The 22,987-nt window shown below is 61.9% G+C and carries 18 protein-coding genes; 7 read left to right on the top strand and 11 right to left on the bottom strand.

Features of this window, described 5'->3' with window-relative positions; translation table 11 throughout:
• Positions 1-111: 111 nt before the first annotated feature.
• Complete coding sequence (locus JG739_RS09970) at positions 112-1,275, bottom strand: IS4 family transposase (protein ID WP_202362951.1); 1,164 nt, start codon at positions 1,273-1,275, stop codon at positions 112-114.
• 279 nt (positions 1,276-1,554) lie between these two features.
• On the opposite strand from JG739_RS09970, the gene corA reads away from it, so the two are divergent.
• From corA to JG739_RS09955, 3 genes are all read left to right on the top strand, one after another.
• Positions 1,555-2,529: a magnesium/cobalt transporter CorA gene (gene corA, locus JG739_RS09965; RefSeq protein WP_202366310.1), complete on the top strand. Its 975-nt coding sequence runs from the start codon at positions 1,555-1,557 to the stop codon at positions 2,527-2,529.
• A 131-nt stretch (positions 2,530-2,660) separates the two neighbouring features.
• Positions 2,661-3,146 (top strand): MaoC family dehydratase, encoded by a 486-nt coding sequence (locus JG739_RS09960; RefSeq protein WP_202366309.1) that lies wholly within the window; start codon positions 2,661-2,663, stop codon positions 3,144-3,146.
• Positions 3,143-3,613 carry a MaoC family dehydratase gene (locus JG739_RS09955; RefSeq protein WP_202366308.1) on the top strand — a complete coding sequence of 157 codons (471 nt, stop codon included), beginning with the start codon at positions 3,143-3,145 and terminating at the stop codon, positions 3,611-3,613. The genes JG739_RS09960 and JG739_RS09955 overlap by 4 nt, the downstream gene beginning before the upstream one ends.
• Positions 3,614-3,779: 166 nt before the next feature.
• Here the strand turns inward: JG739_RS09955 and JG739_RS09950 are convergent, their stop codons facing one another.
• The 4 genes from JG739_RS09950 to petA form a co-directional block, all read right to left on the bottom strand.
• Entirely contained in the window at positions 3,780-4,325 is a 546-nt protein-coding gene (locus tag JG739_RS09950; protein ID WP_202366307.1) for an adenine phosphoribosyltransferase, read from the bottom strand.
• Between the two features lie 223 nt (positions 4,326-4,548).
• Complete coding sequence (locus tag JG739_RS09945; protein WP_202366306.1) at positions 4,549-5,421, bottom strand: cytochrome c1; 873 nt, start codon at positions 5,419-5,421, stop codon at positions 4,549-4,551.
• An 89-nt stretch (positions 5,422-5,510) separates the two neighbouring features.
• Positions 5,511-6,815, bottom strand: coding sequence for a cytochrome b (locus JG739_RS09940; protein ID WP_202366305.1), 1,305 nt, complete (start codon positions 6,813-6,815; stop codon positions 5,511-5,513).
• Between the two features lie 17 nt (positions 6,816-6,832).
• Positions 6,833-7,393 carry a ubiquinol-cytochrome c reductase iron-sulfur subunit gene (gene petA / locus JG739_RS09935; RefSeq protein ID WP_202366304.1) on the bottom strand — a complete coding sequence of 187 codons (561 nt, stop codon included), beginning with the start codon at positions 7,391-7,393 and terminating at the stop codon, positions 6,833-6,835.
• Positions 7,394-7,705: 312 nt separating this feature from the next.
• Here petA and JG739_RS09930 point away from each other — a divergent pair, with 312 nt between their 5' ends.
• Positions 7,706-8,062: a cupin domain-containing protein gene (locus JG739_RS09930; RefSeq protein ID WP_202367401.1), complete on the top strand. Its 357-nt coding sequence runs from the start codon at positions 7,706-7,708 to the stop codon at positions 8,060-8,062.
• Positions 8,063-8,228: 166 nt separating this feature from the next.
• On the opposite strand, the gene JG739_RS09925 is transcribed toward JG739_RS09930, so the two are convergent.
• Both JG739_RS09925 and JG739_RS36180 read right to left on the bottom strand, forming a co-directional pair.
• Positions 8,229-8,846: a cupin domain-containing protein gene (locus JG739_RS09925; protein ID WP_202366303.1), complete on the bottom strand. Its 618-nt coding sequence runs from the start codon at positions 8,844-8,846 to the stop codon at positions 8,229-8,231.
• Positions 8,847-9,093: 247 nt separating this feature from the next.
• The gene (locus JG739_RS36180; protein WP_342216442.1) at positions 9,094-9,300 is read right to left on the bottom strand and encodes a hypothetical protein; all 207 of its coding nucleotides are present in this window, start codon (positions 9,298-9,300) and stop codon (positions 9,094-9,096) included.
• Positions 9,301-9,635: 335 nt separating this feature from the next.
• On the opposite strand from JG739_RS36180, the gene JG739_RS09915 reads away from it, so the two are divergent.
• Positions 9,636-11,333, top strand: a complete 1,698-nt coding sequence (locus JG739_RS09915) for a winged helix-turn-helix domain-containing protein (RefSeq protein ID WP_202366302.1) — start codon at positions 9,636-9,638, stop codon at positions 11,331-11,333.
• 391 nt (positions 11,334-11,724) lie between these two features.
• Here JG739_RS09915 and JG739_RS09910 read toward each other — a convergent pair whose 3' ends face one another.
• The 4 genes from JG739_RS09910 to JG739_RS09895 all read right to left on the bottom strand — a co-directional run bounded on the left by JG739_RS09910 (position 11,725) and on the right by JG739_RS09895 (position 20,936).
• Complete coding sequence (locus tag JG739_RS09910) at positions 11,725-16,338, bottom strand: nSTAND1 domain-containing NTPase (protein ID WP_202366301.1); 4,614 nt, start codon at positions 16,336-16,338, stop codon at positions 11,725-11,727.
• A 466-nt stretch (positions 16,339-16,804) separates the two neighbouring features.
• Positions 16,805-17,119 carry a DUF6665 family protein gene (locus tag JG739_RS09905; protein ID WP_202366300.1) on the bottom strand — a complete coding sequence of 105 codons (315 nt, stop codon included), beginning with the start codon at positions 17,117-17,119 and terminating at the stop codon, positions 16,805-16,807.
• 30 nt (positions 17,120-17,149) lie between these two features.
• Positions 17,150-19,033, bottom strand: a complete 1,884-nt coding sequence (locus tag JG739_RS09900) for an ABC transporter ATP-binding protein (RefSeq protein ID WP_202366299.1) — start codon at positions 19,031-19,033, stop codon at positions 17,150-17,152.
• 25 nt (positions 19,034-19,058) lie between these two features.
• Positions 19,059-20,936 (bottom strand): ABC transporter ATP-binding protein, encoded by a 1,878-nt coding sequence (locus tag JG739_RS09895; RefSeq protein ID WP_202367399.1) that lies wholly within the window; start codon positions 20,934-20,936, stop codon positions 19,059-19,061.
• Positions 20,937-21,849: 913 nt separating this feature from the next.
• Here JG739_RS09895 and JG739_RS09890 point away from each other — a divergent pair.
• Both JG739_RS09890 and soxR read left to right on the top strand, forming a co-directional pair.
• A complete protein-coding gene (locus JG739_RS09890) occupies positions 21,850-22,308 on the top strand; it encodes a tRNA (cytidine(34)-2'-O)-methyltransferase (protein WP_202366298.1) in 459 nt (152 codons plus the stop codon).
• Between the two features lie 160 nt (positions 22,309-22,468).
• Positions 22,469-22,921, top strand: coding sequence for a redox-sensitive transcriptional activator SoxR (soxR, locus tag JG739_RS09885; RefSeq protein WP_202366297.1), 453 nt, complete (start codon positions 22,469-22,471; stop codon positions 22,919-22,921).
• Positions 22,922-22,987 lie beyond the last annotated feature (66 nt).

Below are 22,987 nucleotides of genomic sequence, written 5' to 3'. Positions count from 1 at the left end.
AGGGGTGATCCAGCTTGGCACCAACAGCACTCCGTCCAGCACCCCTCAACCGTCTTGGCGCTGCGCGCCAATCCACCTTCTCCCACAAGGGGCAGGGCTGTCCGGGGAAAGTTATTCATAAATGAAGGCCATCTGATTGGGAGAGGCTCGGTCCCTTGGTCGGCTTGGATTGACCGGTGGCGGCTTATCGATGGTGTGCAGTTTCCGCCGCCCGAACAAGTATTGAGCGACCAGTTCTGTGAACCTCAAGATAGGAATAGTGACGCGGCGGGTGCGCGCGACAATGCGCAGCAGCGCAAAGGCGATCATTGCGGCAAAGAGTTGCAGGCGGATTGCATTGCCGTTGTTGCCGAGGAACTTGCGGATCTTGAGGTGCTGCTTGATCCATCGGAACAGAAGCTCGATGTGCCAGCGGCCTTTGTAAAGCCGTCCAATCTCGACGGCAGAGCGCTCCAGATCGTTGGTCAAAAGCGTGATGGTGTCGCCCGTTTCGCGCTGAACGCGCAGGCGACGCAGCCGCATCGGCAGCTTGCAAGCAGCCTTGCTGACCAAGCTTACCTCACTGTCTTCCACAACCAGGAAGCCGTCGCCCTGCGGCTCGGCTATAGGGCGATCACGCAGCAGCGCCAGCCTCATGTTGGATTTGGGCCGCGTCACGAAGATCGATCCGGCTTCGGCGATCGCCGTCCACCAGCCATAATGGCAGTAGCCCTTGTCGAACACGTAGGTCGCTCCAGCTTCGATCGTGATCTGGCGACCGACCTGGGCGTCGTTGACGTTGGCGTCGGTGATGTCGAGGATGCGCGGACAGTCGGTCTTCGGGTCATAGACGACATGCACCTTCATGCCGCGGATGCGCCCGTTCGACTTGGCCCAATCGCACAGTTTGCCGAGCGGAATGGGGGTCGAGTCGATCAGCCGCAGCATCGCTTCGCCCTCGCGCCGCATTTGCCTGTCGAGCAGGTTCGCCACCAGACCGAACGCCTCGGCAAAGATGGCGACCGGACGCCGTCTGTTGGCATCCGACAAGGTCGAACGCATCAACGGACCGCTGCCCAGGTGATAATGATGCTGGCTGTTGGCGTTCCAGCCGGCTTCCAGGCCACGCAAGCTGCTGCTGCCGCAGAACTGGGCATAGATCAGCGCCACCAGATGATCCCAGCTTCTGAACGATTTGTCGTACGCATCCCCGTCGTGGCGATCCACAATTGCTTGGAATTGACGCCGATCGATGGGTTCAAGAAGCTGCCCGAAGATGCTAGGTGCAAAGCGCATGCCCCGTTCCTTTTCTGAGTCTCGACAACCAGAGAAAAGACGGACAAACCCCGTTTTACGGGGCATGCACATGTGGCATTTCGATTCACTCAAAACTTTCCCCGGACAGCCCTGCACAAGGGGAGAAGGAAGAGGCTGCACGGGCCCTTTCCGCGCGGCTTGACTGCCCGCAATGCCCAGTCTAAGGGGCGTCTGCACCGGCCCGACTTTCGTCGAAAGCGCGTGCAATCCGCGCCCGCTCGAACCCATCCTTTTGGCCCCAGCAAGGGAGACCCGGCGATGATCAAGGCATTCGTCGTGGACAATGATCGCCTGCGCCTTGCCGACGATCTCCTGGCAAACAGCGACCAGATCGTCTGGGCCGATCTTGTGAGCCCGACAAAGGAAGAGGAAGCGGCCATCGAGGCCTGGCTCGGCGTTGCCATTCCGACGCGCGAGGAGATGGAGGAGATCGAGATTTCGAGCCGCCTCTATGTCGAGAACGGCGCCTATTTCATGACCGCCATTCTGCCGGCCCAGACCGAGGCCGACGATCCCCTGATGTCGCCGGTCACCTTCGTGCTGGCCGGCAACCGGCTGATCACCGTGCGCTACCACGAACCGAAGGCGTTCAAGACGTTTCCGCAGCGCGCCGAGAAGGTGGCGACCGGCTGCACCAGCGGCGACACCATCCTGATCGGCCTGCTGGAGGCGATCGTCGACCGCCTCGCCGACATTCTGGAGCGTGCCGGCCGCGACATCGAGGCGATCTCGCGCGATATCTTCCAGCCAAGCTCGACCAAGGCGTCGAAGCGCAATCGCGATTTTCAGGAATTGCTGAAAGCCATCGGCCGCAAGGAGGACATCGCCTCCTCGATCCGCGATAGCCTGATCTCGCTGCAGCGGCTCGCCGGCTTCCTCACCCACGCCTCGACCCAGACCAGGATGAGCAAGGACATCCGCGCGCGCATCAAGACCTTGTCGCGCGATGTGCTGTCGCTCGCCGACCACGCCACCTTCCTGTCGCAGAAGATCAACTTCCTGCTCGACGCGACGCTCGGCATGATCTCGATCGAGCAGAACGCCATCATCAAGATCTTCTCCGTCGCCGCGGTCATCTTCCTGCCGCCGACGCTGGTCGCCTCGATCTACGGCATGAATTTCAATGTCATGCCCGAACTGACCTGGAATTTTGGCTATCCTTTCGCCATCGGCTTGATGATCCTCTCGGCGATCCTGCCGTTCTGGTATTTCCGCCGCCGCGGCTGGTTGTAGAGGCTTCGGAGCCTCTATTGCGTTGGTCGCGATGGCCTGGCGCAGCAGAAATGACTTGACCAAATTGGCCCAGGCCTGCATCCGGGAAGCCGATCGTGGCGATCGTACAAACTTGAACCGGATTCCAGACCATGACCGGAGAGCAATCCAGGCGAACGACGTGGGCCTATGAGGATTTCGTCGAGGGCGCCTCGCTCGACCTCGGCACGAAGCTGGTGAGTGCGGCCGAGATCATCGAATTCGCGCAGGAGTTCGATGCGCAGCCAATGCATCTCGACGAAGCGGCGGGCAGGGCCAGCATCCTTGGCGGGCTGGCGGCCTCCGGCTGGCACACCTGCGCGATGTTCATGCGCATGCTGTGCGACGCCTTCCTGCTGGACTCGACCTCGCAAGGCGCCCCTGGCGTCGACCAGGTCCGGTGGAAGCGGCCGGTGCTGGCCGGCGACATCTTGAGCGGCAACACCACCGTCCTTGCCAAGCGACTGTCCAGGTCCAAGCCTCAGCTCGGCCTCGTCACCATGCGCAGCGAGCTTTTCAACCAGCGTGGCGAAGGCGTCTTCGAGCTCGAGAACACGGTCATGTTCCTCGCCCGTGATGCCGCACAGGGCCGATCATGACATTGGACGAGTTCTTCTGCATCGGCGTCACCGTCACCCTCGGTTCGCACAAATTCGAGCCAGAGGCGATCAAGGCATTCGCCAGGAAATACGATCCGCAGATTTTTCACCTCGACGAAGAGGCGGCGAAGAACAGCGTGTTCGGCGGCCTGTGCGCCTCCGGCTGGCACACGGCAGCAACCTGGATGAAGTTGAACCTTGCGACCGGCGTGGAGGTCGAGGGCATCAGCTGGGCCGGCGCCGGGCCCGCCCCCGAATTCGGCCCCTCGCCCGGCTTCAAGAACCTCAAATGGCTAAAACCCGTCTATGCCGGAGAAACCGTGACCTTCACCCGCACCGCGCTTGCCCACCGCCCCATCGCATCGCGGCCGGGCTGGCGAGTGCTGACGCTGCGCTCGGAGGCTTTCGATTCGACCGGCGACAAGGTCATCGAGTTCGAAAGCGCCGTGCTGGTGAAGGTGGGATGAAGCGCCCTTTTTCCTTCTCCCCTTGTGGGAGAAGGTGGCCGAGCGAAGCTCGGTCGGATGAGGGGTGCTCCAGCTTGGCACCGACAGCACTCCGTCCAACACCCCTCTTCCGTCTCGGCGCTGCGCGCCGATCCACCTTCTCCCACAAGGGGAGAAGGCAAGAGCGTCAATGCCCTTCGAACCCGATCAGCGTCCTGACCGGCACGCCGAGCGCCTCGAGCTTGTCGCGGCCGCCGAGGTCCGGCAGGTCGATGACGAAGCAGGCGGCGATAATGTCGGCGCCGATCTGCCGCAGCAGCTTGACCGCTGCCTCCGCCGTGCCGCCGGTGGCGATCAGGTCGTCGACCAGGATCACCTTCTCACCCGGAGACACGCCATCCCTATGCATCTCCATCTCGTCCAGCCCGTATTCGAGGCTGTAGGCGACGCGCACCGTCTCGTAAGGCAGCTTGCCCTTCTTGCGGATCGGCACGAATCCGGCCGAGAGCTGGTGGGCGACGGCGCCGCCAAGGATGAAACCACGCGCCTCGATGCCGGCGATCTTGTCGACCTTCTGGCCGGCATAGGGATGCACCAGTTCGTCGATGGCGCGGCGGAAGGCGCGCGCATTGCTTAAAAGCGTCGTGATGTCGCGAAACAGGATGCCCGGCTTGGGATAGTCCGGAATGGTGCGGATCGCGGCAAGCAGCGTGTCTTCGAGCGAAGGTTTCATGGGGCGGCTCTCCGAGCGTTCGTCCGACTTGAAGACGTGAAAGGGAATTTTGACCGATCGTAACCCGGCGCGGCCGGCGACGGCTACCGCGATGTGGCGCCTGGAAGAAATTGTCCGGCAAAGGACTGGAGCCGGGGACCTTCGGAGCCGGTCTTCGGAGGCAGTCCTGGACATCAAAAAGGGCGCCCTTCGACGCCCTTTCGATCTCGTGGCTTGGAGCAGCTCAGTGCGCCACGCCGGCCCACACCTTGCGCTTGGTCAGATAGACCAGCGCGCCGAACAGCAACAGGAAGACCAGCACGCGAAAGCCGGTCTTCTTGCGGTCTTCCAGATGCGGCTCGGCTGCCCACATCAGGAAGGCCGACACGTCGCGGGAATACTGGTCGACCGTCTGCGGCGAGCCGTCGTCATAGGTCACCTGATCGTCGGATAGCGGGTTGGGCATCTTCAGCGAGACGCCGGCTATGAAGTACGGATTGTAGTGGGTGCCTTCCGGTATCTCCATGCCCGCCGGCGGCTGCTCGTCATAGCCGGTCAGCAGCGAGTGGATGTAGTCGGGACCGCCCTGGGCGTATTGCGTGAAGATGTCGAAGACGAAGCGCGGAAAGCCGCGCTCGACGCCGCGCGCCTTGGCCAGCAGCGACATATCGGGCGGGGCAGCTCCGCCATTGGCGGCCGCTGCTGCCTGATCGTTGGGGTACGGCGACGGGAAATAGTCGGACGGTATGCCGGGACGATCGAACATCTCGCCGGCATCGTTGGGGCCATCGTTGATCGTGTACTCGGCGGCCAGCGCCTTGACCTGCGCTTCCGAATAGCCAAGGTCTTCCAGGGTGCGGAACGCCACCAATTTCATCGAATGACAGGCGGCGCAGACTTCCTTGTAGACCTTCAGCCCGCGCTGCAACTGCGCCTTGTCGTAGGTGCCGAACGGCCCGGCGAAGCTCCAGTCCATCTCCTTCGGCTCGTGTATCGGGAAATGCGTCGGCGCGGCTTCGCTGTGCGCCTCCTCCTGGGCGATTGCCACGGTGGTCGCGGCCGCAGTGCCTGCCAGCACAAAGCCGAGCAGCGCCAGCGAGGTGAGAATCGTCTTCATACCAAATCCCCTTGAGATTCTCTGGCGCGCTGTCGTCGTCTCGAGCATGATCTTGTCCGAAAACCGGTCTCCACTTTTCGGCAGCATGCTCAGCCCTTGGTTTCCGGCGCGGCTGTCGCGCGAGCCGGATGCCCGCCACCGCCACCCTTGTTCTTCTCGAGAACTGCCTCGGTGATTGAATTCGGCAATCGCCGCGGGGTCTCGATCAGGCCCAGCACCGGCAGCACGACCAGGAAGAAGGCGAAGTAGAACAATGTCGCCATCTGCGCCATGAAGACGTAGCTGCCTTCGGCCGGCTGCGAACCCAGCCAGCCAAGCAGGACGGCATCGATCACGAACAGCCAGAAGAACAGCTTGTACCAGGGCCGGTAGACCGCCGAGCGCACCTTCGAGGTGTCGAGCCACGGCACCAGGAACAGCACGGCGATGGAGCCGAACATCGCCAGCACGCCACCGAGCTTGGAGTTGATCGGCCCGATATTGAAGGTGATGGCGCGCAGGATCGCGTAGAACGGCAGGAAGTACCATTCCGGCACGATATGGGCCGGCGTCTTCAGCGGGTCGGCGACGACGTAGTTGTCGGGATGACCGAGAAAGTTCGGCAGGTAGAAGACGAAATAGGCGAAGACGAACAGGAACACCAGCATCCCGAACGCGTCCTTGATGGTCGCGTAAGGGGTGAAGGCGACGGTATCGGTCTTCGATTTGACCTCGATGCCGGTCGGGTTCGACTGGCCGACCACATGCAGCGCCCAGATATGCAGCACGACGACGCCGGCGATCATGAACGGCAGCAGATAGTGCAATGAAAAGAAGCGGTTCAGCGTCGGGTTGTCGACAGCGAAGCCGCCGAGCAGAAGCTGCTGGATCCATTCGCCGACCAGCGGAATGGCGCTGAAGAAGCCGGTGATGACGGTCGCCCCCCAGAACGACATCTGTCCCCAGGGCAGCACATAGCCCATGAAGCCTGTCGCCATCATCAAGAGGTAGATGATGCAGCCGAGGATCCACAGAAGCTCGCGCGGCGCCTTGTAGGAACCATAGTAGAGGCCGCGGAAGATATGGATATAGACGGCGACGAAGAAGAACGACGCGCCGTTCGAATGCAGATAACGCAACAGCCAGCCCGAATTCACGTCGCGCATGATCTTCTCGACCGAATCGAAGGCGAGACTGCTGTCCGCCGCATAGTGCATGGCCAGCACGATGCCGGTCAGCATCTGCGCCGCCAGCATGAGCGCCAGGATGCCGCCGAAGGTCCACGCATAATTGAGGTTGCGCGGCACCGGATAGGCGACGAAACTGTCATAGACCAGCCGCGGCAGCGGCATGCGGGCGTCGACCCAGCGTCCGATGCCGGTCTTGGGCGTATAGGTCGAGTGTCCCTCGCTCATAAAAATGTCCCCTCGCCTCAGCCGATACGGATCTTGGTGTCGGAAATGAACTGGAATACCGGCACCGACATGTTCTCCGGCGCCGGTCCGCCGCGGACGCGGCCGGCGGTGTCGTATGTCGAACCGTGGCACGGGCAGAACCAGCCGCCGAACTCGCCTTCCTGGCCGAGCGGAATGCAGCCGAGATGGGTGCAGACCTGGACCATCACCATCCAGGCCTCCTTGCCCGGCGTGGTGCGGTTGGCGTCCGTCGCCGGCGCATCGGCCGGCAGATTGGCGTTGCGGGCGAGCGGATCCTTGAGCTCGGCCAGATTGACCGCCTGGCCGTCCTTCATCTCTTTTTCGGTGCGGTTGCGCACCACCACCGGTTTGCCGCGCCATTTCACCACAAGCGACGTTCCCGGCGTCAGCGAGGAGACGTCGACCTCGACCGAGGCCAGCGCCAGCGTCGAGGCATCCGGGCGCATCTGGTCGATGAACGGCCAGGCGACGGCACCCGCGCCGACCACCGCAGCCATGCCAGTGGCGACGTAGAGAAAATCACGGCGGTTGGGATCCTGGATGTCGGTTGCGCTCACGGGTGCCTGATCCTTTCGCCTCTTCCGTGCCGGTGGCCGAGGCTTGTTCCCCGCTCTTTCACGCCAACCCGACAGCGCATGGCGAACAGGCTAGCGAATTCCTCCGGCAATTGGACTTCGGTTTATGCGTGAAGCCCGTTTTTGTCCAGACGGGTGAAGGCACAAGGGCAGATTGTCGCGGGGACGCAATTCGACGGTGGGCGGCGTGGCGACGGGCCCATGTCGAACACGGCGAAAACGACCGAAATCGACCCGCGAAGCAGCGCCTGCGTTGCCTCGACAGAAGACGTGGCCTCGGTTTATTCTCGGCTCATGGCGCATGTCATCGATCGCGACAAATGGGCCGGGACGCCCGACCGCTGGCCCGACCATTGGCAGGGCGAACTGCAGTGCGGCGCCTACGGCTCCAAAAGCTGCCTGATCTTCAACTATCTGCCGGAGATCGGCGGCGGCCCGCGGCTGCACATGCATCCCTATTGCGAGATTTTCATCATCCGCACGGGCACCGGGCTGTTCACCGTCGGCGACCGGCAGATCGAGGCGTCGGCCGGCCAGATCCTGATCGTGCCGCCGAACACGCCGCACAAATTCACCAATCTCGGCCCAGGCCCGCTGGAGACCACCGACATCCACGAAAACAGCAGCTTCATCACCGAATGGCTGGAGTAGGCCATGATCACGAACCGAAGGTTCCGCGTCAGCGAGAACCGGACCAAAACTGCCATTCGATGATGCGTGTAAGCGAAGATCCAAAATTTCGGGAAGCTTGCGGATCTTCGCTTGGGTGCCGCCTCAGCTCGTCCCGAACATTCGCGCCACCCCGGGAAATGTCGCCTCAGTCGAGGCTGGCCTTCGACGAGAACGGCTGATTGGCGTCGACCACGAAAATGGCCAGCTCATCGAGATCGGTTGTGCCGGCGCTGAACACTTCCATCGGCGTATCGGCCCCGTGTCCGGTCATGGCCGTGCCGGCTTCGGCGTAGGCTACGCCGTGGGGCGTCCTCTGGCCGAGCTTGCCGGCCAGCACGTAGAAGGCCTCGGGCCCCGGATGCGTATGGATCGGCGTCTTGGCACCGGGCGCTCCACCGGCGCGGTTGACGCGCAGCAAATACTCGCTCGCGCTGATCGGCGGAAGGGGACCGATCTCGACGACCTTGGTTCCGCCGGGCGTAGACCCATCCTTCGGTCCAAGCGTGAACAGCCAGACCTTGCCTGCGACCTCCGCCGCAAGCGAGGTCGGGCCCGCAGCGCTTTGGGCCTGCGCCAGCGTTGGGAAATTTTCCAGCCGCCAAAACAATGGTCCGGAGGGCAGTTCCTTCACCTTTTTCTCAACCACAGGCTCGACGGCGAATTTGCTGTCTGCGGGCATTGAGGCTGACGTCATCAGCCCGAAAGCACACAGTGAGAACAGAAGCACGCCAATACGGCGAGCTCTGAGGGAATGCGGCTTCATGGTGGGTTCTCCTTTTGCATGGTCGACCCCTCGACCTCAATATTAGCAACTTCTAAGATAACATCTGTGCCGCCCTACGGCACGACCAAATTTCGGGCCACCCCGAGAGCGCCTGCCGCCAAAGAAGTCGGATCGCACGAAGGTCCGCTTGTGGCGCGAGTGCGCCGGGCATTGGCAATTCGGCTGAACTGTAAATGCCGGCTTCAGCAGACATCCTGACACCGACGTGGTCATGACCCCGCAGCAGTCACACTGATCCTGGCGGCGCAAAGAAGCAGAAGACGGTGGCCTGCGTCGGGTAAAGACAGATATGATAATTGCCGTCGCCCGACCTGATCTCACTGCCGTATGGGATACGGAAGCTCTGTTTTCGCGTCACCAGGTGATGGTCGCCGGGGAACAGCACGACGGCAAAACCATCCGGCGCTTCCGTCACTGAGTTGGCCGGGATCATCTGACAATCGCCGATAGCGCCATTGCCGTCGCAACAGCTGGGCGGGTAGTACCATCCCGCTCCTGCATCGTGCGCGTTCACGCCCGGCGAACAAAGGGCCCCGCCCACGAAAATGACGGCAACGGTCGGCAGGGAACGGCGTCTCGGCATTCAACCCATTCCAAATCTTCGGAACGACTGAGACATTGGATCGTCGCCGCGCCAATGTAACGAACGACTGGTGATGGTTCGGTGAAAATTTGCCGAAAACAAAGGTCTCCGTCTGCATTCAAGCTTTTACAAGCATCTGCTATAATTAATTAGAAAATACCCGCGGGACACGCGGGAGGCGGAGGATGGATTCCCGGGCTGGCCGGACATTCGCCATCAACGGCGTCATCGTCGATGTTGCCGGAGGGTTTGTGCGTGACCGGGAAGGACGCGAGATCGCCCTCAGACCGCGGGCCTTCGACCTCCTGAAATATCTCCTGGAAAACGCCGGTCGCCTGGTCACCAAAGACGAGCTGATGCAGGCGGTTTGGCCAGGCGTATTCGTCACCGATGACAGCCTGGTGCAATGCGTGCGCGACATCCGCCGCGCGCTTCACGACGAGAGCCAGTCAGTACTTAAGGCCGTGCCGAAACGCGGATACAGGCTGGTGATCGCGGCCGTGGACCCGCCCTCCGCGCCGGCAAGGTGGAAATGGACCGCGGCGGCTGTGGCGCTGGGCCTGCTGGTCTTGTTGGCGGCAGGGGCAGTCTGGCTCTTCATGGGTCCCGCCATCGTGAAGCGTTCTGACACGGTCCTACCATCCGTCGCCGTGCTGCCGTTTCAAGCGATCGGCGGGGAAGCGAGTGTGCAGCGTCTGGCCGGCGGGCTCACCGAGGAGATCATTACCGATCTCGCACGGTTTCCGGAATTCCAGGTCATTGCCCATAACTCGACGGAAGTCTACGAAGGCAAGCCCGCCAATCCGACTGAGGTCGGTGCAGCGCTCGGAGCGGGCTTTGTGGTCGAAGGCTCGATTCAACGCCAAGCCGATCGGGTGCGGGTTACGGCTCAGTTCATCGACGCGAAGACCGGTAATCATCTATGGTCGAACCGGTGGGACCGACCGGACCGGGACCTGTTTGCGATTCAGACGGAAATTGCTGGGCAGGTCTCCAACCGGCTTGGTGGCGGCGCCGGCCTGATCCAAGAGGCAGGCCGGATAACGGCGCACCGCAAACCTCCCGGCAACCTCAACGCGTACGAACTCTACCTCCTCGGTACCGAGAAGCTGGAACAACTCAATCGCGCCGACGTCGAGGAAGCCATCAGACTGCTCAGCCGCGCTATCGAGCTGGACCCTACGCTGGCCCGCGCCTGGGTGGAACTGCACCATTCGCATTCTGTGCTGGCCAGTTTCGACGTCGAACCAGAAAAGAATCGACGTATCGCCGCCGAAGCCGCTAAACGTGCAGTGGCGCTCGATCCGGCCGATGCCGAAGCGCATGCGGTTCTCGCCAAGAGCTTGGTCGCAAAGGGCGAACGCGCGCGCGCCAAGGCGGAATTCGACGCGGCTCTTCGAATGGCTCCAAATCAGTTCGAGATCCTGACCTTTTATGTGCCTTGGGCTTCGGGTTTTGGCGAGGCCAAGCGGGGCGCCGAAATGGCTGATCATGCGATCCACCTGAATCCGAACTACCCGTTGTGGAGCACCAGGATGTTTGCCCACGCCTATTTTATGGTCGGCCGCTACAACGACGCGCTGCTCATGATGGACCGGTTGGCGCCGGAGAATTATGGGATCTGGGGATGGACGTATCGCCCCGCCGCGCTGGCGGCAGTTGGGCGTACCGAGGAAGCGAAAACCCTGTTCAGCGAGGCCCTCAAACGGTTCCCCGACCTGACTATCGAGGGAAGGGTGAATGAACCTCTTGTCTACACGGATGCGGACCGCAGGCGTCTCATAGAAACCATGCGCATTGTCGGTTTCCCGCCCTGCGCCAGGGTCGAGCTTCTGGCAAAGATCGACAAACCGGTGCGTCTTCCCGAGTGCCTTGCAAACTGATGGTCGTGGTTCGGGCGTTGGCGAGTTGGCAACGGCGCGCTCGCAATGCGCCATCCGGCAACGGCAATGGACATGACACCAGCCGCCGTGCCAATGCGGCTTCGGTTCGATCCGACAAACATGCGGGATCCGCAGCCTATTCGGTCCGATGGCTCGAGGCGACCCGCTACTAAAACGTCGGTGATTGGCCGTCCCGTTAGACCTCCTCTAGGGCGCACGTACGAGAAGGTGGGCTGGCATAGGCTCCGTTTATCAACCGAAGATCGCTTTTTTGCACGCGGTTTCAAAATTGCGGTTCAGCAAGGCAGAATTTTTGAACGCCAGAACTGCCAGCTCGGAATGGCTGACGCCGACCATCGCGTGGTGAGGTCGACAGCGCATTGGAGCGATATCAGCTTGGACAGTCGCCAACTTCACCTTCGACAGGAAGGAAGAAACGTCGCCGTTCGCAGGCGGTCAGTTCGCGTGGAACAATCCCACGTGCGTAGTCAATGAGGTCCAGAGGTGTTTGGAACGCGCGAATTATTCGGACGCTATCATCACCGGACACGATTGCGATCTTCGTTCCATCGGAATTGAAAGCCGCGCGCATCAGCGCCGGTCGGTTGGCCTCGTCCTCCCGGCTGGCAAGCACTGCGATCTCGCGCCCCGACTGCGCCGCCCAGAGCCTGACCGTGCGATCCTGAGACGACGTCGTCACGACATACAAACCGTCAGGACTGATTTGCGCGCTGTCCACTGCACCGCTGTGACCCCTGAGAACGACCTTTTCTGTTCCTACCGGAACGCTCCAGATTCGAACGGTCCCATCGCGTGAGGCAGTTAGGAGAGACTGACCGTCCTGGCTGAACGCGACTGCTGTCAGCTCGTCGCTGTGGCCCTTCAGCGTCGCGACACTGTTTCCGTCCTTGATCGACCAGATCCGCGCGGTGCGGTCGAGTGAACCCGTGACAACCAGTTGGCCGTCTGGACTGAAAGCGGCCGCGGTGATTCGGTTCTGATGCCCGATGAGAACCTTGAATTCAGTTCCGTCCATCTTCAAAAGGTGGGCAGCGTTGTCGTCCGTCGCGGTAAGGACGAGATCCCCGTCCCGGCCGAAAATCGCCTGTGGCAACTTCCCGCTTGTCTTGATGGTGGCCAGTTCGGCGCCGCTTGCCGCGTCCCACAACTGTGCGGTACCGTGAGCCGAACCCGCCGCTAACAGGTCTCCCTTGGGACTAAACTGAACTTGAAGTAGCCCGTCACGAGATTTGAGCTGCGCGACCTCGCGTCTGCTTGCAACGTCCCAAACAAGAACTCGGCCCCCAAGAGATGCGGTTGCAACGCGACTTCCATCAGGGCTGAACGTCGCACTTTGGACAGTTTCGTGTGTGTCAAGCTCGGCTATCTGACGTCCGCTTACAACCTCCCACAGGTGCGCTGCGCTATCCCCACCTCCAGTCAAAAGGTGCACATTATCGGGACTAAAGACCGCAAAGGTCGGCGGAAATTCATGGGACAGCGCAGTTGTCAGAACCCCGTCGATATCCCAGAGCCGAGCGGTGCGATCGTGCGATGCAGTGAGAAGAATGCTGTTGTTAACTGGGCTGAATTCCACGTGCTCGATCAAGGCGTCATGGCCGACGATGGTGGTGAGCAGCGACGTGCGCTCGACATCCCAAATACGAACCGTGCCGTTGAGAGAAGCGGCAGCCAAGAACCGATCGTCTTGGCTGAAGACGCTGTTCATCTCCTGATCGCGCTCATCCGGGCCCATGTAACTTAGTTTGAGCCCCGAGGACTCTTGGCCGAGCACGTCAAGTAATCTCCCCGAGATTCCGTCCCAGAGTCGTGCGCTACCATCGAGTGATACCGTCGCAATTCGACGGCCGTCGTGACTGAACATTACGCCTTGTAATTGTGTGTCGCTCGTGTGACCGGCCAATTTTGCAATTTCCATGCCTTTCGACACGTCCCAAAGGCGCGAAAGGAAAGGGTATGAAATTGGGCCCCGCGAGTTGATCAGGATGCGGCTCCCGTCCGGGCTGAATGCGACGCTGTATGGCCAAGTGCGAACCTGCAGAGTCCGGTTCAGCTTGCCATCTTCTGCATTCCAGATAAGAACAGCGTGATAATCGCCTCGTGCGGTTGCGAAGCTCCGGCCATCGGGACTAAAGCCAGCCAAGCAGTTTCCACGGCCGTCTACACTCAAGACTTTCCTTCCGGTTTGAGCGTCCCAGAGTGATGCATCGCTGTTCTCTCCCGCTGTTAGCACCCGGTTGCCGTTCGGGCTGAAAATCGCGGTAGGAAAATTGCCGACCGGCTGAAGGACAAAAAGCTGCTCCCCTGAGGTGGCATTCCAGATGCGCGCGGTGCCGTCTCTAGCAACTGTAATGACGCGGCTTCCGTCCGGACTGAACTCGGCTCTCTCCACGGCGCCTTGGTGGCCCTTCAAAACTGCAGTCTCGGTACCATTCGGGACGTCCCAAATGCGTGCCGTCTTGTCGTAGGATGAGGTGACAATGCGGTCGCCGGTCCGATTGAAAGCTGCATGTGTTACACCCGCGTCTTGGGGGAAGATCCTCGTTTGACGGTGCGCTAACAAAGCCTTGTAAAGCGCGGCCTCCGCTTCGAAGAGATACGGGCGTCTGTGTGCAGATGTACCTGTCGGCAGCGCTTCGAGCGCCAGTAAAATTGCGGCCTCAGTGTTACCGCTCACTGCGGTTTGTTGCGAAAGAAACGCAAGTGAAAGAGACTGGCTGCGGAGCGCCTGGTCGCGCGCTTCCAGGGCCTCCTTCTCGGCCGACCTGGCCTTGTCCGCGCTCATTTGCGCCAATACCGCCTGCCGCGTTGCTTCCTGCTGTCCTCTGAACCCAACGAATGCGCCTGCGCCAGCCAAGAGAGCCAACACCGTCGCGACAATGGCCGCATAGCGCGTGCGTCGCGCCAGCTGTATCGCAGCAGTCGCCGCCAGATCCCGACGCTCAGCTTCTCCCGCGAGCCGGTCGGCCTCGCGCTCCAAGCGTTCGCGTCTTGCTACTTCAGCAGCCTCGATCAGTGCCCTCTCTGCTTGCCGGTCCTTCTCCTCTCTCTCCTTCTGGGCACGCGAAGACGCCTCGATGTATTCAACGACTTGATCGTCGACTTCCTCGCGTCTCGACAGCAGCAATTCCTCGCCCTCGGCGAGACGCTTGCCGGACGGCAGCAGAAGCTCGCAGTTCTTGTTTTCCGAGTGCCATCGGTGGGCGTCAGCCTTGAGCCGAGCCCGCGTCTCGAGGAAGCTCCTATTCGCGTTGACAATGTCGCTGGCGCGCGGCCAGCGGCTGAGCAGCGCTTCCTGGGCCACGCGGACGAAGACATGGCCCGCGGCATCTTCATCACTGACGAGGAGCCGGGCGGCGATCAGCGCGTCGACGAGAGCCAATCGTGCCGGCGTTCCCGCCACTTCGCTGAGCAGGACTGGACTTGCCGTAACCGTTTCATCGCCCGGACGCACCGTGGTGAGAGCGCGCAGCACCGCCGGCAGGGCCTCCTGGATGTCGGGCGGGAGCGCGTCGACGACTTCATCGGCGCGGCGCGCGATCGCCCCTTCGAGGCCGCCAAGCGCACGATACGCAGCAAAGCTGAGGATCCGGCGCTCCCGGCCCACCTCGTACAGCGCATCGAGAACGAATTCGAGAAGCGGCAACGATCCGGGATCGGCGGCTGCCGCATCCTGCAGCACATCATCGAGCCGCCCCAGATCGGCGCGCTCCTCGAAGCGGAGCCCGGCAGCACGAGCCGGCTCACGAATGATCTGGGCGATCTCAGGGTTCGTCGGCGGCAAGAGTTCATAGCTGCCGAGGCCGTCCTTCAGCGCCGAGAAGCCTCGGACTTCGCCGCAGCGGTGAAAGAAATCCGACCGGATCGTCGCAATCACCCAGACCAGTCCGCTGCCGGCGAACGCCGCCAAGAGCCGCACAAGCGCTTCGCGCGACGCCGGTTCCTTCTCCGTCGTGAACAGCTCCTCTGTCTGATCGATGGCGATCAGCAATCGTATTTGCGACAGGACCGAGCCAGCGGCGGTGGCTGCTTTGCCGAGTGCCTGGCGGATCAGAGTCAGCGCGCGATCGGGAGCGCTTCGACAGAGTTGAGTCAGCTCTGCCGCTGGCAGTTCGAGAGCCAGCAACTCGGGCAAAGCACCTTCGCGAAGCAGTCCCGCGGTTAATGAGGCGACAGCATCCGGCCCTTCGGACGGGCGGATCAGGCAACGGCGCCACAAACTGATGCCTACCACTGCGCCGGGTCGGGTAATTGAAGGCATCAGCCCCGCGCGCAGAAGAGAAGACTTGCCGGAGCCGCTCATCCCGTAGATGAGCAAAAATGCTTTGCCGTTGGCCGCCAGCTGCTCCAGCCTTTCGGTGCAAGCAGCGATCGCCCGCGCTCTGCCGAAAAAGAGGTCGGCATTTTCAAATTCGAAGACGTCGAGACCGCGAAAAGGCGACCTGACCTGTTCCTCCGAAGCGAGGGGTACACGATAGACGTGCACAGGCCGGGCGATATTCTTCACCTTGTGCTCGCCAAGATCGATGAAATCGAGCGAAAGCCGATCGCGAGCCTGCGCATAGATCGCCTCGGAGACACATATTCCGCCCGGCCGTGATAACGGTTCCAAACGCGCGGCGACGTTGACGCCGTCGCCCATGAGGTTGTCACCCTCTACGACGACATCGCCGAGGTTGATGCCGATGCGAAATCGCAGGCGGCCTGGCTCGGGGAGGTCGGCGTTCTGTCTATCGATTTCCAACTGGATTTCGGTGGCACACCGGAGCGCCTCGACAGGGCTTGCGAACTCCGCGATGACACTGTCTCCGGCGCTGCCGAACACCCGTCCCTCATGGTGCACAATCAGCCGGTCAATGATCAGGCGATAGGCTCTCAGGGTCGCAAGGGTACCTTCCTCATCCCTGCCTATCAGCCGGCTGTAGCCGACCACATCGGCTACAAGGATGGCAGCCATTCTGCGCTGAACGCGATCCACGGCCATAGCTAGCTCCCGCGATCCTGGCGCATCCTAACGGAAATGGCGGCCGATGTGGAGGGAGGCGCCAAGCTTACCCGAAGGATGGCGTTGGCAATTACTCCTTTTGACCTCAACGCACAGCTTCCGTCTTTGCAGCGGAGAAATCCAAATCCCAGTCTATTCTGCCACTGCCAACATAATTCTGGTTTATTGATCGTCCCATTGGACCTCCATCCCGTGGCGCACTTGCGACAACGGGACACCGACATAAGTCCCGCCTATCGACCGAAGGATCGCGTTTTCGCACCCGGCTTCAAAATTGCCATTCGCAAACGACCGGGTTTGACCTGACCGGACTTCCAAGGTGGTTCCACGGCACGGCAGCTAGGGGTCATTGGCGTGAATTCGACTGAGGGCGATCGAGTTTCCGCTTAGGGTCGAAATCGGGTATTCGTCTTCGGTACCAAGCGTCAGATTTCAACACCGGCATCTATTTCGCGCCGAGTCTGGCCAGCACGGCCTTGGGGATGTTGTATTCCCGGATCACTGCGTCGTGCTTGCGCAAGCCGCACAATTCGCGCTGGATGAAGTAGGCGTGGACCGCCTCGGCCGCGTCCTTGAGCAGCCGGGCACGATGTTCGCCATCGTCGCCATGTTCACGCAATCTCGCCAGCGTTTCATCCACGCGTCGGCCGGCGCGGCCGAGCGCCGCCGCCTTTTCGCCGAGGATTTCATGGCCGAGCAAGTCGAGTGCGCTCTCCTGCGCTCCCGACCGTCCGAAATTCGATGGCATTCGCACCGACATGATTCACTCCGGTTTTTGCTGAAATCTGGCCTACTCCGCCGGCCGCGTCTCCTCCAGCACGCGCTCCTCGTTGAACAGGAAGCCGCCGGACTGCCGCTTCCACAGCCGCGCATAGAGCCCGTCGAGCGCGACCAGTTCGTCATGCGTGCCTTGTTCGACCATGCGGCCGCCGTCGAGCACCACCAGGCGATCGAGTGCGGCGATGGTCGACAGCCGGTGTGCGATGGCGATGACCGTCTTGTTCTCCATCAGCCGCGCCAGATTTTCCTGGATGGCGGCCTCGATGTCGGAATCCAGCGCCGACGTCGCCTCGTCGAGTATCAGGATCGGCGCGTCCTTGAGGAAGACGCGGGCGATCGCCACGCGCTGGCGCTGGCCGCCAGACAATTTCACGCCGCGCTCGCCGACAAAGGCCTCATAGCCTTGGCGATCGCGATTGTCGCGCAAGTCGAGGATGAAGTCGTGCGCCTCGGCCTTCTTCGCGGCCGCGATCACCTCGGCGTCGGTTGCTTCCGGCATGCCAAGCTTGATGTTATCGCGCAAGGAACGGTGGAAAAGCGCGGTATCCTGGCTGACGACGCCGATGTTGGCACGCAGCGAATTCTGCGTCACCTTTGAGACGTCCTGGCCGTCGATGCTGATCTTGCCGGCCTCGAGGTCGTAGAGGCGCAGGATCAGATTGGCCAGCGTCGTCTTGCCGGCGCCGGACGGCCCGACCAGTCCGACCTTCTCGCCCGGCCGCACGACAAGGTCGATCCCGTTGAGCACGCCGAACCCCTTGCCGTAGTGGAACTCGACGTTCTTCACGTCGATCCGGCCGCCGGTCACGACAAGTTTCTTGGCGTCGGACGCATCGGTCAGGCCGAGCGGCTGCGAGATCAGCGCCTTGGAGTTTTCCAGCACGCCGAGATTGCGCAGGATGCTGTTGAGCTGCATCATCAGCCGGCCAAGCAGCATGTTGAGCCGCAGCACTAGGGACAGCGTAAAGGCGACGGCGCCGACTGTGATCGAGCCTTCGATCCAGAGATAGACGGCAAAACAGGCGATCGCGGTGATCATGATCCCCGACAGCGTCGTCAGCGCCATGCGCACGCCGGTCAGCCTGCGGGTGAACGGGCGCAGCGCATCGAGATAGATATCGAAACCGCTCCTGATGTAACGGTCGTCGCCATCGGCGGAGAACAGCTTCAGCGTCTGCACGTTCGAGTAGGAATCGACGAAGCGGCCGGTGATCATCGAACCGGCCTCTGCGGTTCGCTCGGCATGCTTGCGGATCGCCGGCAGATAGCGCCTGGCCAGCCAGCCGAAGGCGGTGATCCAGATCACCACCAGCACCGCCAGCCGCAAGTCGAGGCCGGCGACCAGCACCAGTGTCGTCACCGTATAGACGACCATGAACCAGACGACCTCGATGAAGCTTTGCATCAAATCGCCGGTCGCCTGCCCGGCCTGCCAAACTTTGGTTGCGATGCGGCCGGCGAAATCGTTTTGGAAGAAGTCGTAGGACTGGCGCGAGACATGGCGGTGCGCCTGCCAGCGCACCAGATTGTAGAAGCCGGGGGTGATCGTCTGCTCGTCGACCAGCGCCGCCAGGCCGACGACGATGGTGCGGATAACCAGCACCACGGCGGCCATGAAGACGAGTTCGGGACCGGCGGCAGTCCACAGCGCGTCCCAGCTGCGCTCGCCGGGAATCTGGTCGAGAATGTCGACCAGCCTGCCGACGAAGTAGAACAGCCCAGCCTCGACCAGCGGCGCAATGCCGCCGATGACCAGCATGGCGAAGAAGGCGACCTTCGCCTGGCCGACATAGTGCCAGAGGAAACCGCTGACGCTGACCGGTGGCCGAAGGCCCGCGGGCTCCCTGAACGGATAAACCCAATTCTCGAACCAGCGATAGACGGCAATCATCATCCGGCGGCCATCATTCTGCTGCCCATCATTCTGCGGCTTGACCCTTGACGATGGCATCGTTGGCGGCGGCCGCACCCTCGTCGAGCAGGAAGCCGCCCGACTGACGCTGCCAAAGCTGCGCATAGAGCCCGCCGCTGGCGACGAGTTGCTCATGCGAGCCCTCCTCGATGACGCGGCCCTTGTCCATGACGACGAGCCGGTCCATCGCCGCGATGGTCGACAGCCGGTGCGCGATGGCGATGACGGTCTTGCCTTGCATAAGCTTGTAGAGGTTCTCCTGGATCGCCGCCTCGGCCTCCGAATCGAGCGCGGACGTCGCCTCGTCGAGGATGAGGATCGGTGCGTCCTTCAGCATAACACGGGCAATCGCGATGCGTTGCCGCTGGCCGCCGGACAATTTGACGCCGCGATCGCCGACATGCGCATCGAAACCGGTGCGGCCACTGGCGTCCGAAAGCTTTGATATGAAATCAAGCGCCTCGGCGCGGCGTGCTGCCTCGACCAGCATCTCGTTGCTGGCGTCCGGCCGGCCATAAAGGATGTTCTCGCGCACTGAGCGATGCAGCAGCGAGGTGTCCTGCGTGACCATGGCGATCTGGGCGCGCAGCGAATCCTGCGTCACCGCCGCGATGGCCTGGCCGTCGATCAGGATCCGGCCGCTTTCAAGATCGTAGAAGCGCAACAGAAGGTTGACCAGCGTCGACTTGCCGGCGCCCGAGCGGCCGACGATGCCGACCTTTTCGCCCGGCTTCACCGTCAGCGACAGGCTTTCGATCATGCCTTTCTGCTTGCCGTAGTGGAAGCGGATGTCCTCGAAACGGATCTCGCCTTTGGTCACGACAATGTCCTTGGCGCCAGGCCTGTCTTCGACGACGCGCGGCAGCGAGATCGAGCTGATGCCGTCCTGCACCGTGCCGATATTCTCGAACAGCGTGGACATCTCCCACATGATCCACTGCGACATGCCCCAGAGCCGAAGAACGAGCCCTATGACCACGGCGACGGCGCCGATCGTCACTAGCTGGCCGAGCCACAGCCACAGCGAGATCGCAGTGACCGAAAACAACAGCAGTGAGTTCAGGACGTAGAGCAGGCCGTAGAGCTGCGTCACCAGCCGCATCGACCGGTAGACCGTATCGAGAAAGCCGGTCATGCCTTCCCGGGCGAAGGACGCCTCGCGCCGCGCATGCGAGAACAGCTTGACCGTCTGGATGTTGGAATAGCTGTCGACGACGCGGCCGGTCATGGTCGAGCGCGCGTTGGCCTGCTCCTCGCCGACCTTGCCCAATCGCGGGATGAAATAGCGCAGCAACAGGACATAGCCGGCAAGCCAGACGGCAAGCGGTGCCGCCAGCCGCCAGTCGGCCGAGCCGACAATCAACAGCATGCCGAGGAAATAGACCACGACATAATTGAGCACGTCGATGAGCTTGATGACGCATTCGCGCACGGCGAGCGCCGTCTGCATCAGCTTGGTCGCGATGCGTCCGGCGAACTCGTCCTGGTAGAAGGCCATCGACTGCTTGAGCAGGTAGCGATGCACCTGCCAGCGGATCCGCATCGGGTAGTTGCCCATCAGCGTCTGCTGGTTGAGCAGCGCATGGAACGAGACCGTCGCCGGCAGCGCGAAAACCACGATGAAAGCCATGCCCGCGAGCTTCCAGCCCTCGGTCTGCAGGAATGTCTCGCGATTCTGCACCGACAGCCAGTCGACGATCCGGCCCATGAAGCCGAACATCCACACCTCGGCAAGGGCGATAGCCGTCACCAGCATCGCATCGATTGCGATGTAGGGCCAGGCGCCGCGCGTATAGTGGACGCAGAAGGCGATCAGCGTCTTCGGCGGCTCGACCGGCTCCTCGGCAGGGAACGGATCGAGCCTTGTTTCAAACCAGCGGAACATTGTCTTGGCACTCACATGCTCGTTTTCGCTCTCGCCGCGCGGGAGCGTGTAGCGTCCTGGGAGCGCATGGCGTCCTGGGTAGCGTCATGGGTCGCGTGGCAGCAAAGTCCGGCGTTCCGGAATCGCCCGGGCCGCCTATCCTGCTTCGCGCAATATAGGATGTCGCGGGCTTTTCGCCGACAGGCTCGTTTGACGATCCTGACAGCGCTGTGTCGACGACCCGGAGTTTCGCGCCGGTTTTCGCGCCAGGGCGGATCAGCCTGATGATCCGGCGCACCAGCGACGGCCGGCTGCGGTCGGGAACCGCGCGCGAGAAATCGACGTCCGGCAGCATGCCGCGATGCGGGCGCCGGCGGGTTTCGGCGTGAACCGCCGACGAGTAGGTGTCGCCGACCAAAAGCGCTGAGGTCGCCATCCTGCGCTCGTGCAGGTTTCTTGAACCGGGAATTTTGCAGGGATCGAACATCGGTCCGTCCTCCATGTGAAAATCGGGAAAAAAATCCGGCCTGTTCGCAGGTGAATGGCCAAGGAAAGGCGAGGCAAGCCAAGGCGGGGCCAACCAAGGCGGGGATTGAACAGCGGCGTGCTCAGGCGGGGCGTTCAGCCCCTTCGACAGCTTGAAAAACATCGCAGGATTCCTTCGAAGACCGAAAAAGGGTTTCGGCTGAGAATCGGTGCGATCGAAGTCTAAAAGATCAGGAGAATCGTCGAACCGAAACCGCCGGCAGGCTGGTAAGCCCACATGAGGGGCGCTGGTTGTGCATGATCATCATGAATTACCCCTCCATCGGTTCGGGTTGACAATGCCTGGCGTATAACCGACTTCGCAGAAAATGACCACCCGCCGGTCCAGCAATTTCCAAAACCGCGAACCTGTTGTGGCCGATCTGCAACTTATTAGAAGGATGCAGAAATGAACAACCGTCTCCGCATCGCGCTCTACCAACCGGATATCGCCGGCAACACCGGGACAATCCTGCGCTTCGCGGCTTGCCTCGGTCTCGGCGTCGACATCATCGAACCGGCCGGCTTCCCGCTCGCCGACCGGGCGCTGAAACGGGCCGGCATGGACTATCTCGAAATGGCGGCGCTTTCCCGGCATGTCGACTGGAAAGCCTTCGAGCACTGGCGCAGAGGCGAAGCGCGGCGGCTGGTGCTGCTGTCGACCAGAGCCGCGACCGCCTATACGGATTTCGCCTTCGCCGACGCCGACATTGTTCTGTTCGGCCGCGAATCCGCAGGCGTGCCGGATCCTGTCCACGAGGCGGCGGATGCGCGACTGATCATCCCGATGCAGCCCGGCGCGCGCAGCATCAACGTCGCGCTTTCCGTCGCCATGGTGGCCGGCGAGGCGATCCGGCAGCTCGGATAGGATTTGCAGAGGCGCACCGAGCATGGTCGCTTTCTGGCCAATCACCTCACCGTCGCTTGTCACTCTTACCCAGGCGCACATCGCCTTCTCCTGCGGTTTGCATATCAAGGGTTTCTTCGTTACAAGCTCAACTTAACTTGAGGTCAAGCGGAAAATTCGAATGGCTGCGGTGACGGAATTGACGGTCGGCCAGGTGGCCACGCGCAGCGGGGTGGCAGTGTCGGCGCTGCATTTCTACGAAGCGCGCGGACTCATCCGCAGCCACCGCACGTCAGGCAACCAGCGGCGCTACGGCCGCGACGTGCTGCGGCGGGTGGCGATCATCAAGGTGGCACAGGAGGTCGGCATCTCGCTGGCCGAGATCGGCGAGGCATTGGCATCGCTGCCAGAAGGCCGCACGCCGACGCGCGAGGACTGGAATGTGCTTTCAACCGCCTGGCGCGACCAGCTCGATCGCAAGATTGCCCAGTTGAAAAAGCTGCGCGACGGGCTGACCGACTGCATCGGCTGCGGCTGCATGTCGATCGACAAATGCCCGCTGCGCAACAAGGGCGACCGGCTGGCGAAGGAAGGAACAGGGGCTAGAAGACTATTGGTCCCTTCATCCCCCTGACGCTACGCTTCAGAGCAATCGAGTAGAAATGTCCGGTCCACCCTCCGCAGATGCAGCCAGCGCTGC

The sequence above is a fragment of the Mesorhizobium sp. L-2-11 genome (genome assembly GCF_016756595.1).
Taxonomy (GTDB): domain Bacteria; phylum Pseudomonadota; class Alphaproteobacteria; order Rhizobiales; family Rhizobiaceae; genus Mesorhizobium.
The sequence above is the reverse complement of the archived record's forward strand: the minus strand, read 5'-3'. Positions and strand labels throughout refer to the sequence as shown.

Coding starts and splice junctions, on each gene's coding strand:
- JG739_RS09970 (WP_202362951.1), bottom strand. CDS start 1,275: ATGCGCTTTGCACCTAGCATCTTCGGGCAGCTTCTTGAACCCATCGAT.
- corA (WP_202366310.1), top strand. CDS start 1,555: ATGATCAAGGCATTCGTCGTGGACAATGATCGCCTGCGCCTTGCCGAC.
- JG739_RS09960 (WP_202366309.1), top strand. CDS start 2,661: ATGACCGGAGAGCAATCCAGGCGAACGACGTGGGCCTATGAGGATTTC.
- JG739_RS09955 (WP_202366308.1), top strand. CDS start 3,143: ATGACATTGGACGAGTTCTTCTGCATCGGCGTCACCGTCACCCTCGGT.
- JG739_RS09950 (WP_202366307.1), bottom strand. CDS start 4,325: ATGAAACCTTCGCTCGAAGACACGCTGCTTGCCGCGATCCGCACCATT.
- JG739_RS09945 (WP_202366306.1), bottom strand. CDS start 5,421: ATGAAGACGATTCTCACCTCGCTGGCGCTGCTCGGCTTTGTGCTGGCA.
- JG739_RS09940 (WP_202366305.1), bottom strand. CDS start 6,815: ATGAGCGAGGGACACTCGACCTATACGCCCAAGACCGGCATCGGACGC.
- JG739_RS09930 (WP_202367401.1), top strand. CDS start 7,706: ATGGCGCATGTCATCGATCGCGACAAATGGGCCGGGACGCCCGACCGC.
- JG739_RS09925 (WP_202366303.1), bottom strand. CDS start 8,846: ATGAAGCCGCATTCCCTCAGAGCTCGCCGTATTGGCGTGCTTCTGTTC.
- JG739_RS36180 (WP_342216442.1), bottom strand. CDS start 9,300: ATGATCCCGGCCAACTCAGTGACGGAAGCGCCGGATGGTTTTGCCGTC.
- JG739_RS09915 (WP_202366302.1), top strand. CDS start 9,636: ATGGATTCCCGGGCTGGCCGGACATTCGCCATCAACGGCGTCATCGTC.
- JG739_RS09910 (WP_202366301.1), bottom strand. CDS start 16,338: ATGGCCGTGGATCGCGTTCAGCGCAGAATGGCTGCCATCCTTGTAGCC.
- JG739_RS09905 (WP_202366300.1), bottom strand. CDS start 17,119: ATGTCGGTGCGAATGCCATCGAATTTCGGACGGTCGGGAGCGCAGGAG.
- JG739_RS09900 (WP_202366299.1), bottom strand. CDS start 19,033: ATGATGATTGCCGTCTATCGCTGGTTCGAGAATTGGGTTTATCCGTTC.
- JG739_RS09895 (WP_202367399.1), bottom strand. CDS start 20,936: ATGTTCCGCTGGTTTGAAACAAGGCTCGATCCGTTCCCTGCCGAGGAG.
- JG739_RS09890 (WP_202366298.1), top strand. CDS start 21,850: ATGAACAACCGTCTCCGCATCGCGCTCTACCAACCGGATATCGCCGGC.
- soxR (WP_202366297.1), top strand. CDS start 22,469: ATGGCTGCGGTGACGGAATTGACGGTCGGCCAGGTGGCCACGCGCAGC.